General features: G+C 52.0%; 15 protein-coding genes. 9 read left to right on the forward strand and 6 right to left on the reverse strand.

The features are described 5' to 3' along the window. Positions 1 to 25 precede the first annotated feature (25 nt). The 5 genes from BMY63_RS02200 to BMY63_RS02220 form a co-directional block, all read right to left on the reverse strand. Positions 26 to 907, reverse strand: a complete 882-nt coding sequence (locus BMY63_RS02200) for an AraC family transcriptional regulator (protein ID WP_091899538.1) — start codon at positions 905 to 907, stop codon at positions 26 to 28. A 5-nt stretch (positions 908 to 912) separates the two neighbouring features. Further along, entirely contained in the window at positions 913 to 1800 is an 888-nt protein-coding gene (gene dapA / locus BMY63_RS02205; RefSeq protein WP_091914432.1) for a 4-hydroxy-tetrahydrodipicolinate synthase, read from the reverse strand. Positions 1801 to 1918: 118 nt separating this feature from the next. Beyond that, complete coding sequence (locus tag BMY63_RS02210; RefSeq protein WP_091899540.1) at positions 1919 to 2872, reverse strand: SPFH domain-containing protein; 954 nt, start codon at positions 2870 to 2872, stop codon at positions 1919 to 1921. A gap of 61 nt (positions 2873 to 2933) precedes the next feature. After that, positions 2934 to 3401 (reverse strand): NfeD family protein, encoded by a 468-nt coding sequence (locus BMY63_RS02215; protein ID WP_091899541.1) that lies wholly within the window; start codon positions 3399 to 3401, stop codon positions 2934 to 2936. A gap of 11 nt (positions 3402 to 3412) precedes the next feature. Beyond that, positions 3413 to 4060, reverse strand: coding sequence for a hypothetical protein (locus BMY63_RS02220; protein WP_091899542.1), 648 nt, complete (start codon positions 4058 to 4060; stop codon positions 3413 to 3415). A gap of 271 nt (positions 4061 to 4331) precedes the next feature. Here BMY63_RS02220 and BMY63_RS02225 point away from each other — a divergent pair, with 271 nt between their 5' ends. From BMY63_RS02225 to BMY63_RS02250, 7 genes are all read left to right on the forward strand, one after another. Then, entirely contained in the window at positions 4332 to 5117 is a 786-nt protein-coding gene (locus tag BMY63_RS02225) for a flavodoxin family protein (RefSeq protein WP_255397412.1), read from the forward strand. A 171-nt stretch (positions 5118 to 5288) separates the two neighbouring features. Further along, entirely contained in the window at positions 5289 to 7607 is a 2319-nt protein-coding gene (locus tag BMY63_RS02230; RefSeq protein WP_371113571.1) for a TonB-dependent receptor, read from the forward strand. A 149-nt stretch (positions 7608 to 7756) separates the two neighbouring features. Next, on the forward strand, positions 7757 to 8167 hold the full coding sequence (gene mce / locus BMY63_RS02235) for a methylmalonyl-CoA epimerase (RefSeq protein WP_091914436.1): 411 nt from the start codon (positions 7757 to 7759) through the stop codon (positions 8165 to 8167). Positions 8168 to 8191: 24 nt separating this feature from the next. Then, positions 8192 to 9757 carry an acyl-CoA carboxylase subunit beta gene (locus BMY63_RS02240; protein ID WP_091899545.1) on the forward strand — a complete coding sequence of 522 codons (1566 nt, stop codon included), beginning with the start codon at positions 8192 to 8194 and terminating at the stop codon, positions 9755 to 9757. Positions 9758 to 9788: 31 nt separating this feature from the next. Beyond that, a complete protein-coding gene (locus tag BMY63_RS12250; RefSeq protein ID WP_176771007.1) occupies positions 9789 to 9938 on the forward strand; it encodes a hypothetical protein in 150 nt (49 codons plus the stop codon). 5 nt (positions 9939 to 9943) lie between these two features. Continuing rightward, on the forward strand, positions 9944 to 10375 hold the full coding sequence (locus tag BMY63_RS02245) for an acetyl-CoA carboxylase biotin carboxyl carrier protein (protein ID WP_091899546.1): 432 nt from the start codon (positions 9944 to 9946) through the stop codon (positions 10373 to 10375). Positions 10376 to 10464: 89 nt separating this feature from the next. Beyond that, a complete protein-coding gene (locus tag BMY63_RS02250; RefSeq protein ID WP_091914438.1) occupies positions 10465 to 13125 on the forward strand; it encodes a glycosyl hydrolase in 2661 nt (886 codons plus the stop codon). 121 nt (positions 13126 to 13246) lie between these two features. Here BMY63_RS02250 and BMY63_RS02255 read toward each other — a convergent pair whose 3' ends face one another. Further along, positions 13247 to 14296, reverse strand: a complete 1050-nt coding sequence (locus tag BMY63_RS02255; RefSeq protein ID WP_091914440.1) for a hypothetical protein — start codon at positions 14294 to 14296, stop codon at positions 13247 to 13249. A gap of 125 nt (positions 14297 to 14421) precedes the next feature. On the opposite strand from BMY63_RS02255, the gene BMY63_RS02260 reads away from it, so the two are divergent. Then, a complete protein-coding gene (locus tag BMY63_RS02260) occupies positions 14422 to 15612 on the forward strand; it encodes an ATP-binding protein (RefSeq protein ID WP_091899549.1) in 1191 nt (396 codons plus the stop codon). Positions 15613 to 15695: 83 nt separating this feature from the next. Then, the gene (gene nifJ / locus BMY63_RS02265) at positions 15696 to 19268 is read left to right on the forward strand and encodes a pyruvate:ferredoxin (flavodoxin) oxidoreductase (protein WP_091914442.1); all 3573 of its coding nucleotides are present in this window, start codon (positions 15696 to 15698) and stop codon (positions 19266 to 19268) included. Positions 19269 to 19386: the final 118 nt, after the last annotated feature.

Here is a 19386-nt window from a genome sequence, read left to right on the forward strand (position 1 = left end):
AAAAAATTGATATTCGCCCGAAAAGCTATACGATAATCCTTGTTTTATGGTAGTTTTCGCGGAATTCAGAGGGACTACACCCTTTTCGTTTCTTGAAAATACGGTTAAAATTACTCAGATTATTGAAGCCACAACTGAAACCGATCTCTGCTATTGAGTGGGTACTGTCGACCAACATACGACTGGCATATCCAAGACGCTGGTCGATGATATACTCACTAAGGTTCCTACCCGTATGGAGTTTGAAGAAACGACTGAAAGCAGACGGACTCATGCCGGCAATGTCGGCAACCTGTGACAGGCGTATCTCGTCTTTATAGTTCTGATCGATGAAGTTCTTCACCTTCTGCACCCGACGACTGTCGCTTGACACCTCGACCTTGGCAAAACTGCTGGACGAGAGCGTACGTGCGCCGTCGCACTTAGATAGTTCATACAGAATCGTCAGGAACTGCGTGAAAGCATAAAAACCGTCCTTGATGCTACTCAGGGAATCGATCTGCTGATAGACACGCATGATAGCTGTCATCGGGAAGCAGAGACCTTTCCGAGCCTCAAGCATCATCTTCTTCATGGAGTTGAAGGGATTGCGTGCGAAGATACCACTATCACTGAAATCGATATCGAACTGTACCGTCACCTCACGGATATCCTCACTTGTGCAGTTGTTCTGTTCCCATACATGCTCAAGATCAGGACTGGTAATAAGCACCAAATCATACTCTCCAATCACTTCATTGGAGTCGCCCACGATACGACGCACGCCAGCAGCATGCTCCACGAAGTTCAACTCGTAGACCTCATGATTATGGATGGGATAAGTAAACTCTTTTTTGCGGCGGTCAGCAATGTAGAGCACATCTTTACCCATCAAGGGCGTGATCTCATGAATGACCTTGTTCTCCATCGTTATTATATTTTCAGTTCTCTGAGAATCTCAACCATACGCTGCATATTACTGATACGCATCGGTACCAACGGCAGACGCAGCACATTCTGAATAAAGCCCATCTCACTCAGCATCGCCTTAACACCAGCCGGGTTTCCGTCGACGAAGAGCAGAGAGAAGAGATCGGTAAAACGATGATGGATCTTACGGGCAGGATCATACTCGCCACGCATCTGCAGACGGATCATCTTAGAGAATTCCTTTGGCAGTGCATTGCCGATGACACTGATCACGCCGACAGCACCACACGATATCATCGGGAACGTCAGGGAGTCATCACCAGAGATCACATCAAAGTCGTTCGGTTTGTTCTTGATGATCTCGTCGACCTGTTCCAGGTTACCGCTGGCTTCCTTGATAGCCACGATATTCTGACAGTCGCGAGCCAGGCGCACCGTAGTCTCAGCCTTCAGGTTTACGCCCGTACGACCAGGTACATTATAGAGCACGACAGGCAGTTTCGTTGCGGCAGCAATGGCCTTGAAGTGCTGATAGAGTCCTTCCTGAGACGGTTTGTTGTAATATGGACAGACACTGAGGATGCCGTCCACGCCACGGAAATCGCCCGTCTTCAACTCTTCTACCACAGCGGCTGTATTATAGCCTCCACATCCCATAAGGATAGGCACGCGTCCCTGTACCTTGTCGACAACCAGATCCTTGATCTTCTGCTTTTCCTCAGCACTCAATGTCGGGGTCTCACCGGTTGTGGCTAGAATACAAAGAAAGTCGGCACCGTTGTTCAACTGATAGTCGAGAAGTCTCAAGAGAGCCTCATAGTCAACGGAGCCGTCTTCCTTGAACGGGGTAATAAGAGCAATGCCCAATCCCTTAAAGATATTATGTACCATACAGTCTAAATCTAATTGGGCGCAAAGATACAAAAATAACCGCAGATTCCGCAGGCTTCACAGAATAATTTTTCTTTTTTTCTGTATAATCCGCGGAATCTGCGATTTTATGCAAAAACTATTCTGCTTTGAACAAGTCCTTGATGCCGCCGATCGAGCCGAGCAGGTTCGTGGCCTCATATGGCAGGTACACAGTCTTGGTCTTGTCGCCCTCAGCCAGTTCCTGCATCATCTGGATATACTTCTGAGCCAACAGGTAGTTGGCGGGGTTCGTCGACTTGCCCACAGCCTCCGTGATCAGTTCGATGGCCTTGGCCTCAGCCTCAGCCTTACGGATACGAGCCTGGGCCTCACCCTCGGCCTCGAGGATAGCCTGGTCTCTGGCGGCCTGAGCCTTGTTGATGATGGCGGTCTTCTCACCCTCAGAAGCCAGGATCTCTGCAGCCTTCTGTCCTTCAGAAGTCAGAATCTGCGCACGCTTGTTACGCTCAGCCTGCATCTGCTTCTCCATGGCCGTGAGCACAGAGTCGGGAGGAGTGATATCCTGCAGCTCTACGCGGTTCACCTTCACACCCCACTTGTCTGTGGCATCGTCAAGCACAGCACTCAGTTTCTTGTTGATGGTGTCGCGCGACGTCAGCGTCTCGTCGAGCTCCAGTTCACCGATAATGTTACGCAGTGTTGTCTGCGTCAGTTTCTCGATGGCGTTAGGCAGGTTGTTGATCTCGTAGGTAGCCTTGAAGGGATCCACAATCTGGAAGTAGAGCAGCGCATTGATCTCGGTCTGCACGTTGTCCTTCGTGATGACGTTCTGTTTCGGGAAGTCATAGACCTGTTCGCGCAGGTCGATGGTTGTCGAATACATGTAACGGCCATGACTGAGTACCACGATCGACTTAGCCTGGTCTATAAACGGGATAATAATGTTGATACCCGGCTGGAGCGTGGCATAATAGCGTCCCAGACGCTCAATAATCTTCGTCTCCGACTGGGGAATGATCACCAATGCCATCTTGGCGAAGATAATCACCAGTATGACGATGGCAATAAATACATAAGTCATAATGTCCATAGCTTTTAATTATTTAATGATTTAGTATAATCTTGAATGATTTTTTTGTTGTTGAGCATGCTTAATCGTGACCTTCAGTCTTCAGCGTCTCAACAGTGATAATAGTGCTCTCACGTCCGACGACACGCACGTTCGCTCCCTCGGGGATATCCTGAGCCTCATTGGTAACAGTCTTCCAGATATCGCCATCGATCTGCACACGTCCAAAGCCATCAGCCTTGACGGTCTCCACCACTCTACCATGACGCCCCATCAAAGCATCGGCATTACTCACACGACGGTCCTCGCCCTTGTGCAGATAGCGTTTGGCAAGAGGCCGCACCCAGAAGAGACAGATCAGTGAGAATACGGCAAAGGCCAGCAACTGGATATAGATGTTACAGCCAAGGGCCGCCGCGATAGCAGCAAAGGCCGCACCAACGGAGAAGCAGATGATAAAGAAGTCGCCTGCCGTCAGTTCCAGGATCAGACAGACGACGGCTATCACCGCCCACATCTGCCATAAGTGTTGTGCAAAATAATCAATCATATAACCTTATTTTAAAGTGATAATATAAAATCATCCCAATCCTTTGATGAACCTTTCCGACCGAACACCTTCTGATAGAGTCGACTGCGGGTAGAGGCCACGCTCTCCTTCGAGTGTGCCGTCAGCTGCGCTATATCCTTCGGCTGGATGCGTACCTTAGTCAGCAGACTGACGTGATAGTCTTGTTCCGATAGGCGATAGAGACTGTAAAGTTTCTCCGTAAAACCCGTATAGATACTGTCCACGAGTTCCGCCAGTTCGGCCCATTCCCGGTGGGAAAGACTCCGTCCACTGTTCAGGCATTCCTGTATCTTATGACTAATCGGCGAAGAGAAGATGGCCGTCTCGGCCTGCTCGCGTTTCTCCTGTTCGATGATCGCCACCTTATTATGATAGTCAAGGGTGGCTTTCTTCTCCTCGAGTTCCAGTCGCAACAGCGAATTCTCGTCGCCCAGTTTACGCAACAGCAACTCCAGCTCCTTGATCTTCTTCTCGTTTCGTTCGATATTCTGTCGGCTCTGAGCCTGTTGCTTTTCCTGTAAAGCGCGTACCTTATCTATTCTATCCTGTAAGGTCAGTACCCTACGACGACTGCTCTGTATAGTCACGACAAGCAGCACGGCATAAACAAGTATTCCTATGATCAGTTCATAAATCATAGCGCAAATGTACGAAGAAAAAACGAAACATCCAAAGTTTTTCGTTCGCAATAGTTTGCAATTGTTCATTCAGTTCGCAAAAGTTCACAGACGATGTCATGACAAACGCCGGAAACGCCTATTCATGCTATAATCGGCGGCCATCCGAATGAATCTGCCCTCTGGGGTGACCGTCCCCGATATCAGCAGTGAAAAAACAACAAAAGAAGCCATAATCATTCTGACATATGAACAATAATGACTATATTTGCAGAAAATACTTGATTGAACTATGAACAGAAGAGAATTCCTGAAGAAAACGGCTTATGCCACAGCAGGCACTGCCGTTTCAGCACCAGTTGCAGCGATGATTACCCGAGCCAAAAACTCAGGACTACTGGAAGACGAGACCGCACCCACACCGTCGACCCTTCCGAAGCAGTCAAACGGTTCACTCCGTGTACTGATGATCAATGGAAGTCCGAGACCAGACGGCAACACCTTCTGTTGTCTGAAAGAGATAGAGAGCCAACTCCAGAAGCATGGTATCGAGACGGAAATCGTTCAGATTGGACGGAAGCCCATCCGCATGTGCATCAACTGCGGAGGCTGTTTTCAGAACAACGGCAAGGGGTGTGTATTCGACGATGACCTCTGTCAGGTGATCACACAGAAGATGGTGGAGGCCGATGCCCTCATCGTCGGCACACCTGTCTATTACGGACAACCCAATGGTGGGGTGCTTTCACTGATGCAGCGTTTGTTCTTCTCGTCGGGACATCTGGTACAGAACAAGCCAGCCGCAGCAGTTGCAGTATGCAGACGTGGCGGTGCAACGGCCACTCTACAGACCATGAACATGATGTTCGAGATGATGAACATGCCTGTGGTCACCTCCCAGTATTGGAATATTGCCTATGGCGCCGGCAAGGGCGAGGCAAAGCTCGATACAGAGGGTATGCAGACCATGCGCACCCTGGGCAATAACATGGCCTGGCTGTTGGAAAAGATCCATGCCGACCGCCCGACCGCGCCCACCCGCGAGGAGAGGCACACCTTCATGAACTTCATCAGATAGGAGCAGTCCAGCAACGCTATTTCCCGTCCCTTTTGGTCGCATAACCAGCAGAGGCGGGAAATGTCATATCGTATTCGCAATTCACGGTGAACACAATAAAGCGAAGGTTCGAGCGTTATAATACCAGTGAAACATACATTTCCCAGATATCTGCTGTTGGCAGTCATGTTCATGACATGTACTGTCGTGATGGCCGATGACTTTACGCTGAGAGGCAGGGTCGTCGACAACGAGGAGCACGCACTGGAGCTGGTGACGGTGAGCTGTCCCAGACAAGGGAAGGTGACGATGACCAATCTCAAGGGTGAGTTCTCCATCGACCTGCAGTCGGCCGACTCTGTGGAAGTACGTTTCTCGATGGTTGGCTATGCGCCCCGCAAACGGGTGTTCCGTAACCCGAGAGGGAAGATGAAGGTGCAGATCGTGATGCAACCTATGGAAGCCCTGCAGGAGGTGGTCATCACGGAGCGCCGACGACAGACCTCACAGACGGAGCAGCTCGACACCAAGGAGATCCGACAAGCGCCCTCGACAACGGGCAATGCTGTGGAAGAGTTGGTACAGCAACAGGCTGGCGTGTCTACTCACAACGAGTTGTCTGGACAGTACAATGTACGTGGTGGTTCCTTCGACGAGAACTCCGTCTATATCAACGGTGTCGAGATCTACCGTCCATTGCTGATCCGTAGCGGACAGCAGGAAGGACTCTCCGTCATCAACGCCGACATGGTTGAGAAGGTAGGATTCTCGACGGGCGGTTTCGAGGCGAAATATGGCGACAAGATGTCGTCGGCACTCGACATCACTTATCGTCAGCCCCGACAGTATGAAGCCACCGTCACGGCCTCTCTCTTAGGAGCCAGTGGTTATGTAGGTATGGGCAACCGTCGTTTCTCCATGAGTCATGGCATCCGATACAAAACAAACCGCTATCTGTTAGGCTCATTAGAAACAACTGGAGAATACAAACCTAATTATATTGACTATCAAACATATATTACTTATAATCCAAACAAAAGATGGACGCTGGATTTCATAGGTAATATCGCAGAGAACCGCTATCGTTTCAAGCCGGAGGACCGTGAGACCAGCTTTGGTACACTAGCCGATGTCAAGTCGTTCAAGGTTTACTTCGACGGTCAGGAGAAGGACCTCTTCCGTACCTTCTTCGGCGCCCTGGGAATCACGCGTCATATCGGAGAGTCAACAACTATAAAAATCCTGACATCTGCTTTCCACACCAAGGAGAGTGAACGCTACGACATCATGGGACAGTATTGGCTTGACGATGCACAGACACAAGAGAGTCTGGGCGTAGGTACTTATATGGAACATGCCAGAAACTACCTGAAGGCCGATGTCGTCAGTCTGAAACTGACAGGTACACACCATACACGTCAGCACAGCATAGAGACAAGCATCACCTACAAGACCGAGCATATCAGGGAACAATCGCGAGAGTACGAGATGCGCGACTCCAGCGGCTATTCCATCCCCCACTCCTCCGACAGACTGGATCTGATATACACGCTATCTGCCAGGAACGACGTGAAGAGTCACAGGATAGAGGCTTACATCCAAGACAACTACCGTTTCAGTCGGGGTGACAACTACTTCACACTGAACTACGGCATACGACTGGCTAACTGGTCGTTCAACCAAGAGACCATCGTCTCACCACGAGCCTCACTGGCCATCGTTCCCGCCTTCAACAGCGACTGTACCTTCCGTCTGGCTACAGGTCTTTATTACCAAGCCCCCTTCTACAAGGAGATGCGCGACACGATGACGACGAACGGAATGACAACTGCCACACTCAACGAGAAGATCAAGAGTCAGCAGTCGCTTCAGTTCATCGCCGCCATGGACTATCGATTCAAGATGCTCAACCGCCCCTTCAAGTTCACGGCAGAGGTCTACTACAAAGCGCTGTCCAACCTCATTCCCTATAACGTACAGAACGTGAAGGTGACCTACTACGGCGAGAACATCTGTTCTGGTCGTGCGGCAGGTCTCGACATGAAACTCTATGGCGAGTTCGTGCCAGGCACAGACTCCTGGCTCACGCTTTCACTGATGGACACACGTCAGAGGCTCAACGGAACGAGCATCCCACTGCCCACAGACCAGCGATGGGCGGCAAACATGCATTTCACCGACTATTTCCCTGGTACAGACCGTTGGCGCATGACCCTCCGACTGGCCTATGCCGACGGACTGCCCTTCGGTGCTCCTCACCGTGGACTCGAGGCACAGCAGTTCAGGGCGCCAGCCTACAAAAGGGCCGATATCGGCATGAGTTATCGAGCACTCAAGGACAAGAAGGGTATCCGTAGCATCTGGCTCGGCATCGACTGTCTTAATCTGTTCGGCATCTCCAACGTGAACAGCTACTACTGGGTGACAGATGTCAGCAGTCGCCAGTGGGCTGTGCCCAACTACCTGACGGGCAGGCTCATCAACGGAAAGGTTACAATAGAACTCCAATAAGTGCATTTTATAAGGATATTTATCCTGTTTGTTGCGGAACAATCAGCAACAAACGCTTTTTTCTAAAAAAAACGAAATATTAAGGTGGTATTTCATTTATCTTTTGTAACTTTGCACATCAATAATCAAACTATCTAATTTAAGACGATATGAAGATTTCGCACATTGAGCATCTGGGCATTGCTGTTCAGAGCATTGAGGAAAGCCTGCCATACTTCACGGAAGTACTAGGCTTAGAGTGTTATGCGACAGAGGTGGTGGAAGACCAGAAAGTAAAGACGGCCTTCCTGAAGTGTGGTGAAGTGAAGCTGGAGCTTCTGGAGCCGACATCCCCCGAGAGCACCATCCAGAAATGGCTTGACAAGGGCAATAAGGGTGTCCATCACGTGGCCTTCTGTGTAGAGGATGGCGTTGCCCCTGCACTCGCCGAGGTGAGTGAGAAAGGTGTGCGCCTCATCGACCAGGCTCCCCGCAAGGGCGCCGAGGGTCTGAACATCGCATTCCTTCACCCGAAGTCAACCTGTGGCATCCTGACAGAACTATGCGAACATCCTGAGTAAATTTCCAAACTTTCAATAACAACAATGAGCAAACAACTAGAAAAAATCAAGCAACTCATCGAGAAGCGCGAACAAGCCCGTCTCGGTGGTGGTGAGAAAGCAATTCAGAAACAGCACGACCGTGGTAAGTACACTGCTCGTGAGCGTATAGAGATGCTGCTCGACGAGGGATCGTTCGAGGAGTACGACATGTTCAAGGAGCATCGTTGCCACAACTTTGGCATGGAGAAGAAGCAGTTCCTCGGCGACGGTGTCGTTGCCGGTAGCGGAACCATCGACGGTCGTCTGGTATTCGTCTTCGCACAGGACTTCACCGTTCATGCCGGTTCTCTGTCAGAGACCATGAGTCAGAAGATCTGTAAGGTGATGGACATGGCCATGAAGATGGGCGCCCCCGTCATCGGTATCAACGACTCAGGTGGTGCACGTATCCAGGAGGGTATCTGCTCTCTGGCCGGCTTCGCAGAGATCTTCGAGCGTAATATCCTGGCTTCGGGTGTGATCCCCCAGATCTCAGGTATCTTCGGTCCCTGTGCCGGTGGTTCTGTATACTCACCTGCCCTCACCGACTTCACGCTGATGATGGAGAACACCTCATATATGTTCCTGACCGGTCCGAAGGTTGTGAAGACCGTGACGGGTGAGGATATCGACCAGGAGCACCTGGGCGGTGCCTCGGTACATGCCACGAAGAGTGGTGTGACTCATTTCACCGCTGCCACCGAGGAGGAGGGAATCCAGATGCTGAAGACCCTGCTGAGCTATATCCCATCCAACAATATGGAGACGGCTCCTCGTAAGGAGTGCACCGACCCCATTAACCGTATGGAGGACAGTCTCAACGAGATTATCCCCGAGAACCCCAACGAGGCATACGACATGTACAAGGTGATCTCTGCCATTACCGATAATGGTGAGTTCTTCGAGGTACAGCCTAAGTTCGCCAAGAACATCATCGTCGGTTTTGCACGCTTCAACGGACAGAGCGTCGGTATCGTGGCCAACCAGCCTAACTGCTACGCTGGTGTGCTCGACGTGAACGCCTCTCGTAAGGGTGCACGCTTCGTACGTTTCTGCGACGCCTTCAATATTCCTATCGTCTCACTGGTCGACGTACCGGGCTTTCTGCCGGGCACTGGTCAGGAGTACAATGCCGTCATCCTGCACGGAGCACAGCTGCTTTACGCTTACGGAGAGGCTACCGTACCCAAGATCACCGTTACCCTGCGTAAGTCATATGGTGGTTCCCACATCGTGATGGGCTCCAAGCAGCTTCACACCGACCTGAACTACGCATGGCCTTCTGCTGAGATTGCCGTGATGGGTGCCTCTGGTGCTGCCGCCGTGCTCTATGCCAAGGAGGCCAAGGCCAAGAAAGAGGCCGGTGAGGACGTGAAGGCTTTCATTGCCGAGAAGGAGGACGAGTACAACGAGCTCTTCGCCAACCCGTATCAGGCCGCCAAGTACGGCTATATCGACGACGTGATCGAGCCGCGTAACACCCGCTTCCGCATCTGCCGCGGTCTGGCACAGCTCGCTACCAAGCGTGATGCCCTGCCCGCCAAGAAGCACGGTAACATCCCCATGTAATTAGTTTATTGTTTATAATTGACATTTATAGATGAACAACGAAGTATATGCAGCGATTGCCATGGCTCTCCATGAGCACCTGGGCAACAATGTCCATGACGTGGAGACTGGCATCATCACAATCAATGCGCGTCCCACCCAGTGGAACGGCTATGCGCAAACATTTACTCAACATCCCTGAAACGTATGAAAGAATATAAGTATACCATCAACGGTAATAAGTATGAGGTAGTTGTTGGCGACATCAATGACAATATCGCCACCCTGACCGTCAACGGAGAAGAGTACACGGTAGAGATGGAAAAGCAGCCGGAGCCGGAGAAGAAGAAGCCCGTCGTGAAGGCCGCCGCTCCAGCAGCCTCTTCCAGCGATGCTCCGACAGCCAACAAGGCTGCCGTCAACAAGGCCAACGCCGTGAAGGCTCCCCTGCCCGGTGTGATCACCGACATCCTGGTAGCCGAAGGCGACGAGGTGAAGGCCGGCGACACCGTTGTCGTGCTGGAGGCCATGAAGATGGCTAACAACCTGACTGCCGAGAAGAACGGAAAGGTGACGGCCGTATGTGTCAAGATCGGTGAGAGCGTCATGGAAGACGACGCCCTTATCGTGATCGAGTAACACATCAATCATAAATCTGACAGGAGAGAATGGGCAGTGGCTCATTCTCTCTTTTCAAAAAGACTACTACAGACTAAAAGACTAAAACGATGATCAGGAATATTCTCATCACTGCACTCTTATCCGTCGTCTCCCCCGTCATGGCACAGCAATGGCCCGAGGCAAGACAAGAAGCCAAGGCCGGTAGTCGTTGGTGGTGGCTCGGTTCTGCCGTCGACAAGGAGAACCTGCGCTGGTCGATGCAGGAATATGCCAACCACGGTATCGGGGCATTGGAGATCACACCTATCTACGGGGTACAGGGTAACCAAAATAGGAACATCCCCTATCTCTCCGACCAATGGATGGAGATGCTACGCGAGGTTCAGAAGAACGGTCAGCAGATGGGAATGGAAATAGACATGGCGACAGGCACGGGCTGGCCCTTCGGCGGTCCGTGGGTACCGCTGGAGGAATCAGCATGTAAGGCGGTGTTTGTGAACAAGACCTTCACCGGTGGCTCCGTACAGTCGCTCGACCTCTCGGCGCCGGCGCAAGAAGCAGGATACTGTCGACTCAGTAAGGTGATGGCCTACTGGCGTGGCCGACCATACGATGTCACCCGGTTTATGAACGACGGACAACTGTCATGGTCACCGGCAGACCTGCTGAAGGAACGCATCAAGCAGGCAACCAACAAGTTACTGAAGAAATCCTTGACACTACAACTGAAGGAGATGGCGACAGCCCGTTGGCAGGTCACGGCTCTCTATGTGCGCTATGGTGTGATGAAGGTGAAGCGTTCCGCCCCTGGTGGCGAGGGCTATGTCATCGACCATTTCGACCGTCAGGCCGTGGCCAATTATCTCCGTTATATCGAGGCAGCCTTCGAGCGTACACACACGCCCTACCCCCACACCTTCTTCAACGACTCCTATGAGGTGAGCGAGGGCACATGGACTCCTATGCTCCTCGAGGAATTCGAGAAACGGCGCGGCTATAAGTTGGAAGACTATCTGCCTTTCCTGCAGAGAGGAGACGAGAAGATCGTGTCCGACTACCGTGAGACGCTCGGCGACCTGCTTCTGGAGAACTTCACACAGCAATGGACGAGCTGGGCTCACAAGCACGGTGCCATCACCCGCAACCAGGCACATGGGTCGCCAGCCAACCTCATCGACTGCTACGCTGCCGTGGACATACCCGAGATCGAAGGGTTCGGTCTCTCGGAATTCGGCATCAAGGGTCTGCGCCAGGATCCCGGCAAGACCCGTAAGAACGACTCCGACTTCTCCATGCTGAAATACGCTCCGTCGGCCGCACATATCTGTGGTAAGCCCTTTACGTCGAGCGAGACTTTCACATGGCTGACAGAGCACTTCCGCACCTCACTCTCACAACTGAAGCCCGACATCGACCTGATGTTCTGCGCCGGCGTCAACCATATGTTCTTCCATGGCACCTGCTATTCTCCGAAGGAGGACGCATGGCCAGGGTGGAAGTTCTATGCCTCTATCGACATGTCACCCACGAACAGCATCTGGCGCGACGCGCCCTACTTCATGCAATATGTGGAACGCTGTCAGAGCTTCTTGCAGTGGGGCGAGCCCGACAACGACTTCCTCGTCTACCTCCCGGTGCGCGACATGTGGCAGAAGCAGACTGACAAGCTGCTGATGCAGTTCTCCATCCATCAGATGGGAAAGCTGGCACCGGAGTTCATCCAGTCCATCCTCGACATCGACCGCGCCGGCTTCGACTGTGACTATATCTCTGACCGCCTGCTGCTCACCACAACGTATAAGGACGGTATGCTGGAGACGGCGGCCGGCACAAGATACAAAGGACTTGTGATTCCGGAGTGCCGGATGATGCCAGAGAACGTCAGACTGCACATCGACCGACTGAAGGCGCAGGGGGCACCTGTGATCGACGGTACCAGAGCCGCCGACCTGCAGACGGCTGCCCAGCCCGAGGCCATCAGGACAGTATGCGGACTCAAGACCATCCGTCGCCGCAATGATACGGGCTACCATTACTTCATCGCCAACCTCACCCCCAACGACATCCAGACCGTCGAGCCGCTGGCTGTCGACTTCAAGGACGCCGTATGGTTCAATCCGCTGAATGGCGACATCACACCGGCATCCTTCGGCACCGACGGCATCGCCATCCATCTGCGCAGTGGTGAGTCGATGATCCTACAGACGTATAACGAGCCACTGGCCCAGGATAATAGCAGGAGGAAAACGGAGGATAAAGCATGTCACATAGAGACCAAGACGCTTCCTGGTCCTTGGACCTTGTCGTTTACAGAAGAAGCACCCAAGGTGAACAAGACCTTCACGCTCGCTAAGCCACAGACCTGGGAGACGCTTGACGACGACAGCGCCAAGGTAACCATGGGCACAGGCGTATATACCACCCACCTTCGACTGTCAAAGACCGAGGCGAAGGCACACTGGACGATCGACCTCGGCGACGTGCGCGAGTCGGCCCGTGTCTATATCAACGGTCAGTTCATCGGCTGCGCCTGGTCGGTACCCTTTGTCCTTGACTGCAAGAACAGCCTGAAGACCGGTGACAATGTGATCCGCATCGAAGTGACCAACCTCCCTGCCAACCGTATCGCCGACTACGACCGCCAGGGCATCAGATGGCGAAAGATGGAGGAGATCAACGTGGTCGATATCAACTACAATCGTACCACCTATGATTCGTGGGAATCGGTACCCAGCGGTCTCAACTCCGAAGTACGTCTCTTACGATAGAAGGGACGTCATCTTTAAAAGTAAAACAACTTGTTTTACCTTCATGGAGCCTATCTCTTATGATCGTGGAGATGGTTTCTTTGAAAGTAAAACAAGTTGTTTTACTGTAAGGGAGATTATCCTAAGTCTTGCGAACCCTTATCCGGTACTTGTCTGTCAATGCGATCTGCATCACACGGGCATAACCGTCAGCGAATGGAGGAATGGCCAGTGCCACATGTCCCATCGTCCGACGCAGGTTGATCTCCACACACGGATGCAACAGGAACCCATCGCCATCCGGGCGTGCCACAATCATCATATCCACCCCGAAAGGTCCCCGGTACCTCTTCTGACACATGGGACCGAACGACGCCATAATCTTCTCTTTAACGTTCGCAAGTAAATCGACTGGTATATAATGACTTAGCATATCCGTCTTCTCCTCATCCGTCGCAATCAGGTTACCCGTATAAGCCCCGTTTCTCGTATGGAAGAGAGAGAGCCCCAGATAGTGCACACCACCCTGCTCGTCGATGCTGAACTCCATACCAAAATCCTTCACCTTATTATAATAGGGTTCGACCATGACACTTCCCTGATGCTGGATGACATTCCGGATCCAACCACGATGATAGTCGTTCAGTGTGCCTTCGACAAAACGGATGCCACGACCGCTACTGCTCCAAGGAGCCTTCACGACCACACGGCGCCACTCGTTGAGCTTTTCCACGACGACATCCAGACCATCTGCCTTTACAGATTGCCCCACCGTACCCTCACACTGGAGTCGTGCCAGCACGGCGGCTGCATGCTCCCTGTGCGACAAGTCACGTATCTGTCGGATATCCTGTTCCGAGGGTACTGCCCCGACACCATGGCGCAGCAGGAAGCTACGGATGGCCGGGTCCCATCCCCAGGGTCTCACCTCATCAATCGCAAGATGGGGCAACTGATTTTTATCGACAAACTGGCGCGGACCTCCTCCGATCCTGGCTCTCAGACGTCCATACGCCTTCCGGGCCAAACCGACATGATCCACCAGGATATAATCGTTCTCATCGGCCCAGATGGCAGGCAGGTAGCCCAGGTCGCTTCTCAGTCTACGTCCCGCATGAGGAGCCGTGAAATTACTAAGGTTTGAGGCCAATGCCAGATCGTGTTCTGGATTAAACACGTATAATGTTACCATTTTATTCAATTTTGGTGCAAAATTACCATTTTTTTTTGAGTTTTTGCAACTTAGACTTTGCAATTTACAAGAAAAGTGTTACCTTTGCACCACTTTAGAGAGTAAAAGATAACAATTCAGGCAGGATGGAAGCTTTCTTCAGGACGCATAGATACCTTGTCGAGCATGTCAACGCTCCAGTACGTCGCACCCTTATGGACGAGATCGACTGGAGCGACCGTATGATCGGCATCAAAGGTACACGCGGCATCGGAAAGACCACCTTCCTCCTCCAATACGCTAAAGAGCATTTTGATATACTCGACAAGCAATGTCTGTATATCAACATGAACAACTTCTACTTCCAGGGACAGGGCATTGCCGACTTTGCCGGCAAATTCTACAAGCATGGTGGACGAGTGCTGCTCATCGACCAGGTGTTCAAACAGCCCGACTGGAGTTCCGAGCTCCGCAAATGCTACGACCTCTATCCGAACCTGAAGATTGTGTTTACAGGCAGCAGTGTGATGCGCCTGAAAGACGAGAACCCGGAACTCAATGGTATTGTCAAGAGCTATAACCTGCGCGGTTTTTCCTTCCGCGAATTCGTCAACCTGCTCACAGGCAACAGTTTCCGCCCCTACACACTGGAAGAGATCCTGAAAGACCATGAGCGCATCATCAAGCAGATATTGCCGAAGGTGTCGCCCAACCGCTATTTCCAGGATTACATCCATCATGGATTCTATCCCTTCTTCCAGGAGCATCGCAACTACTCGGAGAACCTGCTGAAGACGATGAACATGATGACCGAGGTGGATATCCTGCTGATCAAGCAGATCGAGCTCAAATACCTCACGAAGATCAAGAAACTCTTCTACCAGATTGCTGAAGAGGGACCGGCCAAGGCTCCGAACGTCAGTAAGCTGGCACAAGACATAGAGACCAGTCGTGCCACCGTGATGAACTACATCAAGTACCTCACCGACGCACGTCTGCTCAACCTCATCTATCCTGTCGGACAGGACTTCCCGAAGAAACCTGCCAAGATCATGCTTCACAACTCCAACCTGATGTACGCGATCTATCCGATCCAAGTAGACCGACAGGAAGCCATGGAGACCTTCTTTGTTAACTCACTATGGAAGGATCACAAGGTAAACACAGGCGGGCGCGACTGTAACTACCTGGTAGATGAGAAGCTCAAGTTCCGCATTGTCGACGCGAAGTCGCCCGGAAAGATCAGGTTCTCCCCCGATACCATCTATGCCCGTTACAATACGGAGATCGGCAAGGACAACCAGATTCCGCTATGGCTTCTGGGATTCCTCTACTAGCAGAGGACAAGAGAAAGACAGTTAGTAATAATTAGGTAATTAAACAAATACAAAAGTAGTTTTTATATTTATATTTATCAAAAATGGCTAAAGAAAAGAAATTTATCACCTGTGATGGTAATGAGGCTGCAGCTCACGTGAGCTATATGTTCTCTGAGGTAGCAGCTATCTACCCCATCACACCGTCATCACCGATGGCGGAGCACGTTGACGAGTGGGCTGCCCGCGGTCGTAAGAACCTCTGGGGGCAGAACGTATCAGTTCAGGAAATGCAGTCGGAGGCCGGTGCCGCTGGTGCCGTTCACGGTTCACTGCAGGCTGGTGCGCTGACCACTACGTTCACAGCTTCTCAGGGTCTGCTCCTGATGATTCCTAACATGTACAAGATTGCAGGTGAGCTGATCCCTTGCGTATTCGACGTATCTGCCCGTACGCTTGCTTCTCACTCTCTGTGTATCTTTGGCGACCATCAGGATGTGATGGCTTGCCGTCAGACAGGCTTCGCCATGTTCTGCTCTGGCTCTGTACAGGAGGTGATGGACCTGACAGCCGTTCCCCATCTGGCAACACTTGAGACCTGCGTGCCTTTCGTTAACTTCTTCGATGGTTTCCGCACCTCTCACGAATATCACAAGATCGAGATGATGGACCAGGAGGATATCCGTCCTCTCGTTAAGGAAGAGTACATCAAGCGTTTCCGCGATCGTGCTATGAGCCCTGAGCGTCCTATCACCCGCGGTACCGCTGAGAACCCCGAGACATTCTTCACACACCGTGAGGCAAGCAATCCTTACTACGATGCAGTGCCCGAGGTTGTAGAGAAGTATCTCGGCGAGATCTCTAAGATCACTGGCCGTGAGTATCACCTCTTCTCATATTACGGTGCCGAGGATGCTGACCGCATGATCATCCTGATGGGTTCGGCTACCGATGCTGCCCGTGAGGCTATCGACTATCTGAACGCTAATGGTCAGAAAGTTGGTATGATCAGCGTACACCTCTATCGTCCGTTCTCTGTGAAGCACCTGCTGGCTGCTGTTCCCAAGACGGTCAAGAAGATCGCTGTCCTCGACCGTACAAAGGAGCCCGGTGCCAACGGTGAGCCTCTGTACCTCGACGTGAAGGATGCCTTCTTCGATGTGAAGGATCGTCCTGTTATCGTTGGTGGTCGCTACGGTCTTGGTAGCCGCGACACCACACCTGCTCAGATCATCAGCGTGTTCAACAACCTCGCTATGCCAGAGCCCAAGAACCACTTCACGATTGGTATCGTAGACGACGTGACCTTCACTTCTCTGCCTGAGGTTGAGGAAATCGCCCTCGGCGGTGCCGGCATGTTCCAGGCTAAGTTCTACGGTCTGGGTGCCGATGGTACTGTAGGTGCCAACAAGAACTCTGTGAAGATCATTGGCGACAACACTGACAAGTACTGTCAGGCTTACTTCTCATACGACTCTAAGAAGTCAGGAGGTTTCACCTGCTCTCACCTGCGTTTCGGTGATACACCTATCCGCTCTACCTATCTGGTGACCACACCTAACTTCGTGGCTTGCCACGTACAGGCTTACCTGCACATGTACGACGTGACCCGCGGTCTGCAGAAGAACGGTCAGTTCCTGCTGAACACCATCTTCGATGCCGACGAGCTCGAGAAGTTCATGCCTAACAAGGTCAAGCGTTACTTCGCACAGAACAACATCACCGTATATACCATCAATGCTACCAAGATTGCACAGGAGATCGGTCTGGGCAACCGCACCAATACGATCCTTCAGTCGGCCTTCTTCCGTATCACCGGCGTGATCCCCGTAGAGCTCGCTGTTGAGAAGATGAAGGCAGCTGCCCTGAAGTCTTACGGTGCTAAGGGTCAGGACGTGGTTGACAAGAACTACGCCGCTATCGACCGCGGTGGTGAGTACCAGCAGCTCACAGTGAAGCCCGAGTGGGCTAATCTGCCTGATGATGCAGAGAAGCAGGACGATGCTCCCGCATTCGTTAAGGAGCTGGTTCGTCCTATCAACGCTCAGGCCGGTGACCTGCTGAAGGTTTCTGACTTCGTGAAGCACAACACCGTTGACGGTTCTTGGGAGGTTGGTACAGCCGCTTACGAGAAGCGTGGTGTTGAGGCCTTCGTTCCTGTTTGGAACAAGGACAACTGTATCCAGTGTAACCAGTGTGCATATATCTGTCCTCACGCAGCTATCCGTCCGTTCGTTCTCGACGAGAACGAGATCAAGGGCTTCGCTGCTGCCGACGATACCATCGAGATGAAGGCTCCCGCAGCCATGAAGGGCATGCGCTTCCGCATCGAGACCTCAGTACTCGACTGTCTGGGTTGCGGTAACTGTGCCGACATCTGCCCGGGCAACCCGAAGACCGGTAAGGCCCTCACCATGGCTCCGTTCAACCCCGATGCAGCCGATATGGTTCAGGAGGCTAAGAACTGGGAGTACCTGGTGAAGAACGTGAAGAGCAAGCAGGATCTTGTCGACATCAAGAGCAACGTGAAGAACTCACAGTTCGCACAGCCTCTGTTCGAGTTCTCTGGCGCCTGCTCTGGTTGCGGTGAGACTCCTTATGTGAAGCTTATCTCACAGCTCTTCGGTGATCGTCAGATGATTGCCAACGCTACTGGTTGTTCTTCAATCTATTCAGCTTCTATTCCTTCTACACCTTACACCAAAAACGAGAAGGGTCAGGGTCCTGTCTTCAACAACTCACTGTTCGAGGACTTCTGCGAGTTCGGTCTCGGTATGGCTCTGGGTAACAAGAAGATGAAGGAGCGCGTGGCTAAGCTGCTCACTGAGGCCTCTGAGGGTGCTCCCGCTGAGTTCAAGGCTCTCGCCGACGAGTGGATCGCCAACAAGGAGGATGCCGACAAGACGAAGGAGATTGCTCCGAAGTTGAAGGAAGCCATCGCTGCTGGCGCCGCTGCCGGTTGCGAGAAGTGCAAGGAGCTTCAGACACTCGACCACTACCTGGTGAAGCGTTCACAGTGGATCATCGGTGGTGACGGTGCTTCTTACGATATCGGTTACGGTGGTCTCGACCATGTGATCGCTTCTGGCGAAGATGTGAATATCCTCGTGCTCGATACTGAGGTTTACTCTAACACTGGTGGTCAGGCTTCTAAGGCTACGCCTCTCGGTGCTATCGCTCAGTTCGCTGCTCAGGGTAAGCGTATCCGCAAGAAGGATCTCGGTATGATCGCTACGACCTACGGTTATGTATACGTTGCTCAGATTGCTATGGGCGCCGATCACGCACAGACCCTCAAGGCTATTCGTGAGGCTGAGGCTTGGCACGGACCTTCAATCATCATCGCCTACGCTCCATGTATCAACCACGGTCTGAAGGCCAAGGGCGGTATGGGTAAGAGCCAGGCTGAGGAGAAGAAGGCTGTGGAGTGCGGTTACTGGCACCTGTGGCGCTTCAACCCCGCCCTCGCAGAGGAAGGCAAGAATCCGTTCTCACTCGACTCTAAGGAGCCGAACTGGGAGAACTTCCATGACTTCCTGCTCGGTGAGGTTCGTTACCTCTCTGTCAAGAAGGCTTATCCTAACGAGGCAGAGGAGCTCTTCGCTGAGGCTCAGCGTATGGCACAGCTCCGTTACAAGACCTACATCCGTAAGTCTCAGGAGAACTGGGCAGAGTAATACCCTATCTGACTATATTAAAGAGGTGAAACTGCAAAGTTTCGCCTCTTTTTTTATCATTGCTTCTTTTATATCAAAAATTTGTTGTACCTTTACAACCTAAATATAACAAATAACC

The sequence above is a fragment of the Prevotella aff. ruminicola Tc2-24 genome, assembly GCF_900110895.1.
Lineage (GTDB): Bacteria > Bacteroidota > Bacteroidia > Bacteroidales > Bacteroidaceae > Prevotella.